Raw genomic sequence first — 12,621 nt, 5'->3', positions numbered from 1 at the left:
CATGAGCGGCATCTTTCGCCCCGTCACCCTGCCGTTGCGGGTCTCGCGCTTCACGGCGACGAGCTGCGTCGGCGAGGGCAACGACGCGTTGCGCGCGGCGCTGCACGAACGGCGCGGCGGCCTCGTGCGCGACGGCTTCGCCGAGTCCGATCTCGATACCTGGCTCGGCCCCGTCGCGAACGCCGACACCGAGCGCATCGACGGCGAGCTCGCGCCCTTCGACTGCCGCAACAACCGGCTCGCGCGGATCGGCCTCGCGGCCGACGGTTTTCTCGACGACGCGCGCGACGCCGTGCGCCGGCATGGCGCGCATCGCGTCGGCGTGATCCTCGGCACGAGCACGGGCGGCGTACTCGAAACCGAACTCGCCTACCGGCGCCGCTTGCCGAGCGGCGCGCTGCCGCCCGGCTTCGACTACAGCGCGACGCACAGCCCCTACTCGGTCGTCGAATACGTCCGCGCGCTGACGGGCGCGCGCGGACCGAGCACGGCCGTGTCGTCGGCGTGCTCGTCGAGCGCGAAGGTCTTCGCGTCGGCCGCGCGGCTGATCGCGACAGGGCTGATCGACGCGGCGATCGTCGGCGGCGTCGATTCGCTGTGCCAGACGACGCTCTACGGCTTCAACTCGCTCGAGCTGCTGTCGTCCGATCCGTGCCGGCCCTACGATCCTGATCGCAACGGCATCTCGATCAGCGAAGGCGCCGCGTTCGCCTTGCTCGAACGCTGGCCCGGCCGGCCCGACGACGACGCGATCGCGCTCGTCGGCTACGGCGAATCGAGCGATGCGCACCATATGTCGTCGCCGCACCCCGAAGGCCTCGGCGCGCAAATCGCCATGCGCGCGGCGCTGACGTCGGCCGGTCTCGATGCGGGCGATATCGACTACATCAATCTGCACGGCACGGCGACGCCGAGCAACGACGCGGCCGAGGGCCTCGCCGTGAGCGCCGTGTTCGGCGCGACGCCGTGCAGCTCGACCAAGGGTGCGACCGGACACACGCTCGGCGCGGCCGGCGCGCTCGAAGCGGTGATCTCGATCCTCGCGCTGCGCCATCACGAGATGCCCGCCGGCATCAACTCGAAGCGGGTCGACCCGGCGCTCAACGTCCACTATCTGCTTGAGAATCGCGCGGCCGAAATGCGCTATGTGCTCTCGAATTCGTTCGGCTTCGGCGGGACCAACTGCAGTTTGATCTTCGCGAACGTCGCGGGCGTCTCGGACCTGCTCCGCGCGCGCGACCAGGAGGCGCCATGACCACGACACTCTCGGCCTACGTCGAAGCGGTCGGCGTGCGCGGCCCGGGCCTCGCCGACTGGCCCGCGTGCGCGGCCGTGCTGCGCGGCGATGTGCCCTATGCCGCGGCGCCGACCGAGCTGCCGACGCCCGAGCGTCTGCCGAGCGCCGAACGCCGGCGCGCGGTACCGGTCGTGCGCATCGCGTTCGCGGCCGCCGAGCAGGCCACGCGCGCGCGGCCCGATATGACGGAACTGCCGACGGTGTTCAGCTCGTCGGGCGGCGACGGGCCGAACTATCACGCCATCTGCGAGACGCTCGCGTCCGACGACCGTTCGATCTCGCCGACGCGTTTCCATAACTCGGTCCACAACGCGCCCTCGGGCTACTGGAGCATCGCGACGCGCGATATGTCGACGTCGAACGTGCTCTGCGCGCACGACGCGAGTTTCGGCGCGGGGCTGCTCGAAGCGCTCGCGCAGATCGTCTGCGACGGCGTGCCCGTCATGCTCGTCGCCTACGAATCCGACTATCCCGAACCGCTGCGCAGCGTGCGCCCGATACCGTTCGCGTTCAGCGTGGCGCTGATCCTGTCGCCGACGCCGTCGAACCAGGCGCTCGCGCGCCTCGACGTCTCGCTGATCGACGCGCCCCACGACCGCCTCGCCGACGCGGGGCTCGAATCGCTGCGCGGCACGGTGCCGTCGGCGCGCTGCCTGCCGCTGCTCGCGGCGCTCGCCGCAACGAACGGGGCAGCGCCGGACGACGCATCGCATACGTGTCTGATCGAGTATCAATCGGGCGCCGCGCTCAGGATGCGGGTGAGCCCATGCTGAGCTCACCCATCCCCGACGTGCCTGATACGCCTGATACGCCTGATGTGTCTGCCGCATCGGACGCATCGCCCCGCGCGACCGTTGCGGCACACGAGACGCACCCCGTGCCGGCCAAGCACGACGCACGAGCCGTCGACGCGTCCGCCATCGACGCGCCGGTCTTCGATCACGCGTGGATCGCGCGCCATATCCCGCATCAAGGCGCGATGTGTCTGCTCGATCACGTCATCGAGTGGGACGCCGAGCATATCGTCTGCATCGCGACGAGCCATCGGCGCGACGACCACCCGCTGCGCTTTCGCGGCCGGCTCAGCGCGGCGGTCGCGATCGAATACGCGGCGCAGGCGATGGCCGCCCACGGCGCCGCGATCGCCGCGCGCACCGAAGCGCCCGCCGTCGGCTTCCTGACCGCGGTTCGCGGCGTGCGCTTCGGCGTCGATCGCCTCGATACGCTCGACGCGCCCTTGCGCTGCGAAGCGCACCGGCTGTCCGGCGATGCGCGCAACATTCTCTACGCATTCGAGGTCCGCGCGGGCGAGCAGAGGGTCGCCGAGGGCCGCGCGACCGTCATGCTCGACGCGGACGATACGCTCGGGCTCGCGAACGCGGCGACCTGACACGCCAGCCCGACCAGGAGGGTCGATCGTGCTCCCCACCGTACAGGCCGCCGCATCGCAGATCGCGCCCGTCGCTCACGTCGCGCAGACGGGCGTCCACCAGACCGAAGCGATCCTGTTCCTGATCCTGCTTCAGTTGACGATCATCGTGCTGGCGGGGCGCGCGGGCAGCCTCGCCGCGCAACGCATCGGACAATCGGCGGCCGTCGGCGAAATCGTCGTCGGACTCCTGCTCGGCCCCTCGCTGTTCGGCGCGCTCGCGCCGCACGCATTCGACTTCGTGTTTCGCAGCGCGCCGCCGGGACCGATGCAGATCCTCTCGCAAATCGGACTCATCCTGCTGATGTTCCAGATCGGCCTCGAATTCGACTTCGGGCATCTGGGCTCCGCGCGCAACCGCACGACGACCGTCGCCGTCGCGATCGCCTGCATTGCCCTGCCGTTCGCGCTCGGACTCGGACTCGGCTACGCGAGCGCGCCGATCCTGTCGCCGTCCGCGCCGCCGCTCGCCGCCGCCTTGTTCGTCGCGGTCGCGTTGTCGATCACCGCGCTGCCGATCCTCGGTCGCATCCTCATCGAACTCGACATGACGCGCCATCCGCTCGGCGTCATCGCGATCAGCGCCGCGGCCATCAACGACGTCGTCGGCTGGCTGCTGCTCGCGCTCGTGACGACGCTCGTCTCGGCCGCGTTCGAATGGCGCGCGTTCGTATTGCGCATCGCGGGCGTGATCGCCTTCGCGCTCGTCAGCCTGATCGTCATCCGTCCGCTGTTCCGGCGCTACGTGGGCCGCCATGCGCCGGACCTCGAACGCACGGGGCAGCTCGATCCCACGCTGCTCGGCGTAGTCCTCGCCGCGATCTTCGTCTCGGCGATGGCGACCTATGCGCTCGGCATCTTCGCGATCTTCGGCGGCTTTCTGATGGGCGTCGTGCTCCACCAGGAACGTGCGTTCGTCGAGGCCTGGCGCGCGTCGGTCGGCCGGTTCGTGCTCGTGTTCTTCCTGCCGATCTTCTTCACGTACACGGGGCTGCGCACGAATGTCGGCGGACTCGACTCGGCCGCGCTCTGGGGATGGTGCGCACTGACGATCGCGCTCGCGACGATCGGCAAATACGGCGGCGCGTGGCTCGCCGCGCGCGCCTGCGGATTCGACGCGAACGCGTCGCATATCCTCGGCGTGCTCATGAATACGCGCGCGCTCATGGAGCTCATCGTCATCAACGTCGGCTACGACCTCGGCGTGATCTCGCCGAACGTGTTCACGATGCTTGTCATCATGGCGATCGCCACGACGATCGTGCCCATGCCGTTGATCCGCCATGCGCTCGCGCGTGCCGCGCGGCGTCACGGCAAGACCATGCGCGAGGCGCGCTAGGGCGTCGCGCGCGTCTGTCTTTGCGCGTGCCGGCGTTCGAGCAACTGCGGCAAGCGGATCACGAAGCCGCCGACGAGACGCAGATGCATGCGCAGCAGCAGCCAGTTGTCGCGGACATAGCGGAAATGGGAGACCCCGCCCTCGTCGGCGCGGAAGTAACGCACGGGCGCGGCAATCTGAATCGGCTTGACACCCCGCCAGCAGAGCCGCACGGCGACCTCGGGATCGAAATCGAAGCGGCGCATCGCGCGGCTCTCGCGCATCACGCGCCGCAGCGGTTCGACCGGATAGACGCGAAAACCATAGAGCGAATCGCCGATGCCGGCCCAGAGCGTTTCGAGATCGGTCATCCCGTTCGAGAGCTTGCGAAACAGCACGCGCTCGAGCGGCGCGCTCCGGTCGAAGACCGGACGTCCGAGCACCATCGTGTCGGGCGCGTGGCCCGAGGCGCGCATGAAGTCGGGGATCAGCGCGGCCGGATGCTGGCCGTCCGAGTCCATCGTCAGCACATGCGTATAGCCGGCCGCGGCGGCGAGGTCGGCGCCATGCAGCACGGCCGCGCCCTTGCCGCCGTTGCGCGGCAGCACGACCACGCGCAATCCGTCGTCCTCGCGCGCCATCGCTTCGAGTTGCGCGGCGGTGCCGTCCGTGCTGCCGTCGACGACGACCCAGACCGGATGCCATCGGCGGCGCGCCTCGCGCACCGTGTCGAAGACCTTGGGCCCGGGGTTGTAACTCGGGATCAGCACGAGATGCGTCGTCGAACAGACGTCGCACGCGTCGCTGAAAATCCGTTCAGCCGTTGCACTCATCATGATCCGGCGGCGACGGTCCGCCCGTCTCCGCTCGCCTCGATTTCGACCAGCAGGTCCGGCCTGCAGATATCGGCGCGCACCGCATGCCGCGGCGCGTCCTCCTCGCCGGCGCATCCGTCGACGACGCCGCGCACGGCGTCGAAGTCCGATGCATTTCGAATATAGATGCGCTTCGCGAGCGCGGCGAGCGAGAACGCCGCGCCGCCGATGCGCCGGTTCGCTTCGGCGACGACCGCGCGCAGATTCTCGAGCGTCTCGCGCGTCTGCGCGACGACATCGCCGCGGTGCACGGTTTCGTGGCCGACGATGCTCGCCGTGCCCGACACGAGCAACACGGGCCCCGAGCGAAACGGCACGACGACCGCGCGCGCGAACGTCGGGCTCTTCGGGCCGTATTGCACGGGATAGTGGAAGGCGCTGACCTGGCGCGGGTTCTCGATCGGCATCGGACGCACACGCGTCGCGATGAAATGGATGCGCAACGTGCGCTCGTCGAGACCGATGCCCGTCGCGGCCGGCACGTCGCCGGTCACGACGCGCCGCGCGGCCGCGAACGCCGCCTGGCGCGCGCTATTGAACAGACGATAGCGCTCATGCCCGTCCTGCTCGCCGATGATGTCGGGCACGAAGTTCCAGACGCGCGCGAGATACGGATAGCCATAGGCTTCGAGACACCCGAACAAGGCGTCGTACGCTTCGATCGTCGCGATCTCGATCGGCAGCGGGCGCGCGCTGATCGTCTGCGCGCCGTGCGCGGGCATCGCGGGTTCGGCGAGTTCGATCGAGCCGAACAAGGCCTCGTCGCCGCGCAGCCACGTCACGCAGCCATGCACGCCCGAGATCGTCGCACCGAGCCGCGCGGGCAGGCTCGCCGCGAACGCGTCGAGCGCGCCCGGCGCGACCCAGCCCGCGTGATTTGCGCGGCTTGCACGGCCCGAGGGACTTGGGTGATTCGGGTGGTCCGCGTCGCGCACGCGGCGCGCGGAGTGTACGTGGGCCGCGTCCATCATGCGCTCCCGCTCATGGGCTGTCCGACGACGCGGATATTGTTCCGGCGGCGCATCGTCGCGCGCCATGTCCTCAGCGGATGCAGCGCCGACCAGACGTAATAGACGACCTTGAGCGCGAAGATCGAGCGCCAGATCGGCGTCTCGCCGAAGATATCGCCCGCGAGCAACGACAACAGCGCCTCCTTCATCCGCAAGGTATTGCGCGGCGCCATGAACAGATCGCGCATCGTCGGGTTCGTCACGCGATAGATAAACCACGAGAACGCGCGCGGTCCGTGTCGCATCGCGCGTTCGAAGCGCCGCATCGCGGGTTCGGCCTGCGCGGGCGATTCGAGCCACGCATGCACGGCGTCGGCCGCCTCGAACGCGCCGTTCATCGCGAGCATGACGCCCGACGAGAACACGGGATCGATGAACGTGTACGCGTCGCCGACCATCAGGTAATTCGGGCCGCGCACATGATTGCTCGCGTACGCGAAATTGCCCGTCGCCTCGGGGCCCGAGACGAGCGTCGCGTCGCCGAGCCGCTCGGCCAGCGGGGGACACAGCGCGATCGTGTCGCGGAAGAACGTCTCGAGCGACGTCGTGCGCGATTGCAGGTAATACGGCCAGACGACCGCGCCGACGCTCGTCGTGCCGTCGGCCAGCGGGATGAACCAGAACCAGCCGTGCTCGAACCAGAACACCGTAATATTGCCGGCATCCTGCCCCGGGTTCAGGCGCGCGTGACGAAAATGCCCGTAGAGCGCCGAGCTGTTGTGCCGCGCGTTGCGGACCTTGGACTTGAAGCGGTTCGCGAGAAACGTGTCGCGCCCCGACGCGTCGATCACGAAGCGCGCGTCGATCTCGATGCGTTCGCGTTCGTCCGAACCGTGCCCGTCTCGCCACGCGGTCGCGCGCGCGCCTCGCCCCGCGTCGTCGAACCGGACGTCGGTCACGCGGCAGCCGTCGAGCGCGATCGCGCCGACCTCGGCCGCGCGCTCGAATAAAATCGCGTCGAAATCGGCCCGCCGGACCTGATACGCCGACGGCATCGATTTGCTCCACGCATCGGCAAAATAGAACGTCTGCGCGCGATCGTGCCACGGCGACACGAACTCGGCGCCCGGCTTGTGCATGCCGATCGCGCGGACCGCGTCGCCGACGCCGAGCGCGTCGAACAGCGGCAGATTCGCGGGCAGCAGCGATTCGCCGATATGAAAACGCGGATGCCGCGCCTTATCGAGCACGGCGACGCGGTGGCCCTGCTCGGCGAGCCGGATCGCGGCGGTCGAACCCGCCGGGCCGCCGCCGATCACGAGCACGTCGCATTCGAGCCGCGCCGGCACGTCGCGCCGCGCGTCGGATGACGTCGCGCCGCTCGCTGTCATTCGCATCGAATCCGTCATGCCCGACCTCTGAATTCGTCGACCGATGCACCGGGCCGCACCCGGTATGCACAGAGCCCCGCACACCCGCATGCATATCGCATGCCGCGCGCTCGCGTCACTTCGTCCGATGCGCGCCGACGTGCGCGGCAAGCTGGCCGAGCGAGCTGAAAATGACCTTGTTATCCGGATTGTCGGAACGCAATTCGAAGCCATAGCGCTTCGAAATAATCAGGGCGATTTCGAGAATATCGATCGAATCCAGTCCAAAGCCTTCGCCGTACAGCGGGGTGTCCGCGCTGACGTCGGCGAGCTTCAGATCCTGCAGATTCAGCTCGTCGATAATCAGGTTCGCGAGCTCGGTTTCGAGTTCCGTCATGATGGATAGTGTCATCGCTAAAAAACATGCTGGACGCGATTATACGGGCGCGACATGACCCGGCAATCCCGGAAGCATTTGGATACGTTCGGTAAAACTGTCAGTGCTTTCAGCAAACGGCGTGCCCGGCCGGCACAAGGCTGGAAACCGGCCGGGCGCGGGCCCGCTCGGCCGACGTCTCGCGCACGGCCGGGAGGCGTGGGCAGGAACGCCGGGACCGCGCAAGGACGGCGTGGGCACGATGCAAGAACCGCGCCGCACATCGGAAGCGATCGTCCGATGTGCGGGGCAGACGGTTCATCGGGCGACCGTCCCGCGCGCGGCGGTGAAAACGCGGCCTATTTGAGATTGAAGTCGACGCGCGTCGCCGGGCCCTTGTCCTGGATACCGTCCGCGTTGAGCTTCGGCGCGACGACGAACACACGCTGCAGATCGGTCTTGCCCTCGAAATAATGGAGCACCGCCGCCGCGCGATCCTGGGCGAGTTCGCGCAGTTGCTCGTCGCCGACCGTCGTGTGATCGAGCATGAGCTGCTTCATCTGATCGTCGGGCAAAGTCTTCGTCATGCCGACCAGATTCGTGTCTTTCTTGAAGTCGGTGTCCTTGTACGCGCGCTTCAGATATTTGTCGTACTCGTCGGGCGCGATCGTGATCGAATCCGTGTCGACGCTCTCGCCCTTGCCGACCGTGTCCTTGATCTTCTCTTCCTTGACCGCGCGATCGACGGCCGCCTCGCGCAGCGCGGGTTCGTCGACCTTCGGATCGACACGGCCGATGACGTCGAGCTTGATGCTCGTCTTCTCGGTCAGCATCTTCGCGACGGTGTCGAGCTTCTTCTGCTGCGCATCGGACAGCTTCGCCGAGCCCGGCTCGAACTCGATATACCCGAGTTCCTCGGAATGCCCGCCGAATGCGTTCGCAAGCAGCGTGAACGGCGCCGTGACCGCCTTCTGAAGCAGATTGAGCACGGCCTGCCAGATCAGCCCGCCGATGCTGAATTGCGGATTCGAGAGCGAGCCCGACACCGGAATATCGACGTCGATCTCGCCGCGCGAATTCGTCAGCAGCGCGAGCGCGAGCTTGACCGGGAGCTTCGTCGCGGTGTCGTTATCGACGTGATCGCCGAACGTGAGCTGATCGATGAAGATGTGGTTGTCCGCGGACAGATGGTCGTTGTCGAGCACATAGTGCAGATCGACGTTGAGCTTGCCCTTCGTGATCGGATAACCCGCGTACTTGGTCGAATACGGCGTGAGATTCGTGAGTTCGACGTCGTGCGCGGCCGCCGTGAGGTCGAGCGTCGGAATCTTCGTGAGCGGATTGATCGATCCCTTGATCGTGACCGGACCGTTCGCCGACAGGTTCGCCTTGATATCGACCGGGGCCGGCGTCGTCGACTTCGTGCCGAACGCGCCGATCGTGCCGTTGATGTCGATGAGCTTCGCCGTGTAGTTCGGCTGCACGAAGTTGTCCGTGTAGACCGCGCGGCCGTTACGCAGCACGAGCTGGCCGAAGCGCAGATCCATGCCCGACTTCGCGAGCGTCGCGGGCGGCGCGGACGCCGCGTTCGCGGCCTGCGCCGTACTCGCGGGCGCGGCTTGCGCGACCGGTGCGGAGGCGGGCTCGGGCGCGGGCTTCGCCTTGTTCGACGCCAGCGGATGCGCGGCCGTCTCGGCCGCCGCCGCGTTCGCCTCGCCCGCCATCGACTCGGGCGGCGCGCCGGGCTTGGCCGCGATGTCCTTGAGGTTCAGCTTGCCCTGTTTGTCGAGCACGACGCTTCCGTAGAAGCCCGCGAACGTCACGACGCCCGCCGACACGTCCGTGTTGTTCGCATCGCGATTGACGACGAGTTTCGAGAGCGACAGCGTGGTCCAGCCCGCGAACGGCTCGGCCGTGACCTTGTCGAGCATGCGCACGTCGGTCATCGACACATCGCCCTTGTAGCCGGCCTTCATCTCGGACCCGCTGCCCGACACCGCGACGTCGCCGCTCGCGCTGAGCCGCGCGCTCGCGAGCGTCACGTTCAGGTATTGGGCGAAGTACGGCTCGACCGACGCGATATCGAGCTTCTTGCCGTTGAGGCGCAGCGCGACGCCGAGCGGCTTGGGCGTCACGCGGCCGTCGGCGTCGAACGTGCCGCTCTTGTTCAGCGTGCCCGCCGTGCGAACCTTGATCGGCTTCGACAGGTCGTCGCTGAGACCTTCGACCGTGACGTCGAGCGGATCGATCGACACCGAGACCGGCTGCGGCGTCGTGCGATCGGCGAAATCGACGCTCGATTGCTTGAGCGAGACCGACTGGATCTCGTAGTGCCAATCCGCCGAGCTCGGCTCGCCCTTGACGGCCTTGGCCGCCGCGCGAACCGTCGGCGCATGCGAGAGGTCCGGCCCGGCCGCGCCGCCGCGCTGCAGCTTCGCGAGATCGATCGACCCGTCGCGCAGGCGCTGCCCCTTGAGCGCGAGATGGTCGAGCTCGATCGACTTGACGACGGCCTCGCGCTCGCCGAGATCGACATGATCGATCTGCGCGAGCGCGTGACCCAGCGACAGCACGGGCTGCTTCGTCTGCTCGTAGACGAGTTCGACGCCGTCGAGCCCGATCGCGAGATTGCCGATATGCATCGCGAACGGTGTCTTCGACCAGTCCGCGTCGAGCGGCCCGTTGACGTCGAGCGTGCCCTTCGTGACGACGCCGGCGACGAACTGCGCGAGATACGGCTGGCGCGGCGCGAGCGGCACCGAATGGATATCGAGCTTGACGCTCGTGCGGCTCTGCTTGAGCCAGAGGTCGCCGTCGGCATTGAACACGCCGCCGCCCGTATCGCTGCTCGCGAGCGTGTAGTGCGCGGGATCGTTCGACAGCGTCGAGAAGCGATCGAGCGTGACGTTGAGGTCGTTGACGTCGATATGGATCGGCTGCGCGGCCGACGGCAGATGATCGACGATATTGATGTCCGCATGGTCGATCGCGAACTTCTGGATCGCGAGATCGAGCGGCGCGGGGGCTTCGGCCGAGGCCGAGGACGACGATTGCGCCTGCGCCTGATCGGGCGCCGACGCCGGGTTCGCCGCGCTGGCCGGCGCGGCGGCGACCGCGGGCGCGCTGGCGGCCGCGGCGGCTTGAGAATCGGCGTTCGCGGCATTGGCATTCGCTGCGGTCGGCGCGGGCGGCAGCGTCAGCAGGTTGAGTTTGCCTTGTGCATCCCGCACGAGCTGGACGACGGGCTTCGTGAGGCGGATCTCGTCAAAATGAAACTGCCTCTGCAACGGTTCGAGCGACGACGTCGCCACGTGAATCGCGTCGACCTGCGTGAGCGGCGCGCCCGTGTGATCCGTCGCCGCGAGACCCGCGACGTCGACCGTGCCCGCGACGATCAGGCTCGGCTTGTCCTCGGCCATGATGAACCGGAGGTCGAGATTCGACGACAACGCGCCCTGCGTCACGACGACCGGCAGCGCGGCCGGCGAGTACGACAGCAGCTTCGGAATATCGAGCTTGTCGAAACGCAAGGCGATATCGGATTCGCGCGAATCCTTGAACGGCTTGGTCTTGCCCGACACTTCGAGCGGACTGCCGTCGATGCGCATCTTGAGCAACGGCTCGACGAAGATATCCGTCTTCGATTTCAACGTCGCGACAAAGGGAATGCCGATCTGCCAATCGTCGATCACGTGCTTGGCCGACAGCACCTGATCGTCGAAATCGACGCGGCCGTCGACGAGCTTGATATTCGAAATCGAAAACCGCGGCAATCCTTTCGACGGCGGCTTGGGCGACGGCGCGGAAAATTTATCGACGATATCGGAGAAATTAAAGCGCTGCGCGGCGGTCCGGACGAGATGAAAATGCGGCGCCTGAAGCGTCAATTCATCGACGACCGGTGCAAATCGGAATATCGATCCCCACGAGGTCCGCACGACGAGTTTATCGAGCGAAACAAACGGTCCGGTATTGCCGCGCTCGGCAATGGCGAGCTGGTCGACTTCGAGATTCAGCGTATAGGGATTCAGCGCGACGCGGCCGATCGAGACCGGCCGATCGAGCGCCGCGCCGAGCTGTTGTTCCGCGACATGGCGAATCAGCGGCGGCGCCGCGAAAAACCCCAATAAGCCGAACACGACGAGCGCGATCACGATTCCGATCAACCATCGGTGCGTCGTGCGTGCCCGCCCTACTCGAATCAGGCGTTGTTTGACTTCGGAGGGCGACAGCTTGTGCGACGTCGACATGGCGGGCTCGTGGGCTGATCGAATTTCATGGGGCGCTACGAGTATATCAACCCGACACGTCTCAGTAATCCGCCGGGCATGGCCTCATGCAAGCCGATTCAAGCGAAAGCGGTAATCGCGTCCAAGCGCGCGGGATCGGCGGTTTCGCAAGCGCGCGAATCGTCTTTTCCCGAATCCTGGGTTTATCCCTCTTGGGTTTATCCCTCTTGGGTCTATCCCTACTTCGAACTAGAACGTGACGCCCGCTACGAGCATCAGATTCGCATACGGCGTGCATTCGCCCGTGCGCACCACCGCGCGCGCGCGACGCGACAGCGCCTTGAGTTCTTCGTGACTGACGACGCGCCGCGCGCCGATCGCGTCGAGCGACAAACCCGTGAACCACGGGTCGAGCCGTTCGAGCGTTTCGGTCGCCACGATATGCGACTCGACCTGCATCTCGTCGAGCAGCACGTCGATCGTCGCCGCGAGCGTCGGTACGCCGGGCGTCAGCGCGAGATCGATGATCTGCGCCGGGCTGTCGTGCGGCGCGGGCATGCCCGCATCGGTCACGAGGACCATGTCGCCGTGACCCAGCGTCGCGATCAGGCGCGACAGATCGGCATGGAGCAAACGTGTTTTTTTCATGGACGTACTGAAACGATAAGGATGGATGCGGCGCGCGCCGGACGCGGCATGACATACCGGCTCGCGCACGACGCCGCGTACGGCTCGGCGTTCGATCTCGACGGCATGCTCGACGCGGCATGCCGCGTC

Annotated in this window: 10 protein-coding genes; 4 read left to right on the top strand and 6 right to left on the bottom strand. The window is 67.2% G+C overall.

Going from position 1 to position 12,621, the window contains the following annotated elements; all coding sequences use genetic code 11:
• The first annotated feature begins 1 nt into the window (after position 1).
• From D7S86_RS24165 to D7S86_RS24150, 4 genes are all read left to right on the top strand, one after another.
• Complete coding sequence (locus D7S86_RS24165) at positions 2-1,255, top strand: beta-ketoacyl-[acyl-carrier-protein] synthase family protein (protein ID WP_121090213.1); 1,254 nt, start codon at positions 2-4, stop codon at positions 1,253-1,255.
• Positions 1,252-2,070, top strand: a complete 819-nt coding sequence (locus D7S86_RS24160) for a beta-ketoacyl synthase chain length factor (protein WP_121090211.1) — start codon at positions 1,252-1,254, stop codon at positions 2,068-2,070. Before D7S86_RS24165 ends, D7S86_RS24160 begins: the two co-directional genes overlap by 4 nt.
• 146 nt (positions 2,071-2,216) lie before the next feature.
• Positions 2,217-2,687, top strand: coding sequence for a hotdog family protein (locus D7S86_RS24155; protein ID WP_121090378.1), 471 nt, complete (start codon positions 2,217-2,219; stop codon positions 2,685-2,687).
• A gap of 28 nt (positions 2,688-2,715) precedes the next feature.
• Positions 2,716-4,065 (top strand): cation:proton antiporter, encoded by a 1,350-nt coding sequence (locus tag D7S86_RS24150; RefSeq protein ID WP_166444158.1) that lies wholly within the window; start codon positions 2,716-2,718, stop codon positions 4,063-4,065.
• Here the strand turns inward: D7S86_RS24150 and D7S86_RS24145 are convergent.
• The 6 genes from D7S86_RS24145 to rbsD form a co-directional block, all read right to left on the bottom strand.
• Positions 4,062-4,877, bottom strand: coding sequence for a glycosyltransferase family 2 protein (locus D7S86_RS24145; protein WP_121090376.1), 816 nt, complete (start codon positions 4,875-4,877; stop codon positions 4,062-4,064). The genes D7S86_RS24150 and D7S86_RS24145 overlap by 4 nt on opposite strands.
• On the bottom strand, positions 4,877-5,887 hold the full coding sequence (locus D7S86_RS24140; RefSeq protein WP_158602076.1) for a chorismate transformation FkbO/Hyg5 family protein: 1,011 nt from the start codon (positions 5,885-5,887) through the stop codon (positions 4,877-4,879). Before D7S86_RS24140 ends, D7S86_RS24145 begins: the two co-directional genes overlap by 1 nt.
• Positions 5,887-7,260, bottom strand: a complete 1,374-nt coding sequence (locus D7S86_RS24135; protein ID WP_121090205.1) for an NAD(P)/FAD-dependent oxidoreductase — start codon at positions 7,258-7,260, stop codon at positions 5,887-5,889. Before D7S86_RS24135 ends, D7S86_RS24140 begins: the two co-directional genes overlap by 1 nt.
• Before the next feature lie 115 nt (positions 7,261-7,375).
• On the bottom strand, positions 7,376-7,651 hold the full coding sequence (locus D7S86_RS24130; protein ID WP_240648385.1) for a phosphopantetheine-binding protein: 276 nt from the start codon (positions 7,649-7,651) through the stop codon (positions 7,376-7,378).
• Between the two features lie 323 nt (positions 7,652-7,974).
• Positions 7,975-11,865 carry a DUF748 domain-containing protein gene (locus tag D7S86_RS24125; protein WP_121090201.1) on the bottom strand — a complete coding sequence of 1,297 codons (3,891 nt, stop codon included), beginning with the start codon at positions 11,863-11,865 and terminating at the stop codon, positions 7,975-7,977.
• A 228-nt stretch (positions 11,866-12,093) separates the two neighbouring features.
• Entirely contained in the window at positions 12,094-12,492 is a 399-nt protein-coding gene (gene rbsD, locus D7S86_RS24120) for a D-ribose pyranase (protein WP_121090374.1), read from the bottom strand.
• Positions 12,493-12,621: the final 129 nt, after the last annotated feature.

Source organism: Pararobbsia silviterrae (assembly GCF_003628125.1).
Lineage (GTDB): Bacteria > Pseudomonadota > Gammaproteobacteria > Burkholderiales > Burkholderiaceae > Pararobbsia > Pararobbsia silviterrae.
The sequence above is the reverse complement of the archived record's forward strand: the minus strand, read 5'-3'. Positions and strand labels throughout refer to the sequence as shown.

Excerpts from the sequence above, each read along its gene's own strand:
- D7S86_RS24165 (WP_121090213.1), top strand. The coding sequence starts at position 2 with ATGAGCGGCATCTTTCGCCCCGTCACCCTGCCGTTGCGGGTCTCGCGC.
- D7S86_RS24160 (WP_121090211.1), top strand. The coding sequence starts at position 1,252 with ATGACCACGACACTCTCGGCCTACGTCGAAGCGGTCGGCGTGCGCGGC.
- D7S86_RS24145 (WP_121090376.1), bottom strand. The coding sequence starts at position 4,877 with ATGAGTGCAACGGCTGAACGGATTTTCAGCGACGCGTGCGACGTCTGT.
- D7S86_RS24140 (WP_158602076.1), bottom strand. The coding sequence starts at position 5,887 with ATGGACGCGGCCCACGTACACTCCGCGCGCCGCGTGCGCGACGCGGAC.
- D7S86_RS24135 (WP_121090205.1), bottom strand. The coding sequence starts at position 7,260 with ATGACAGCGAGCGGCGCGACGTCATCCGACGCGCGGCGCGACGTGCCG.
- D7S86_RS24130 (WP_240648385.1), bottom strand. The coding sequence starts at position 7,651 with ATGACACTATCCATCATGACGGAACTCGAAACCGAGCTCGCGAACCTG.
- D7S86_RS24125 (WP_121090201.1), bottom strand. The coding sequence starts at position 11,865 with ATGTCGACGTCGCACAAGCTGTCGCCCTCCGAAGTCAAACAACGCCTG.
- rbsD (WP_121090374.1), bottom strand. The coding sequence starts at position 12,492 with ATGAAAAAAACACGTTTGCTCCATGCCGATCTGTCGCGCCTGATCGCG.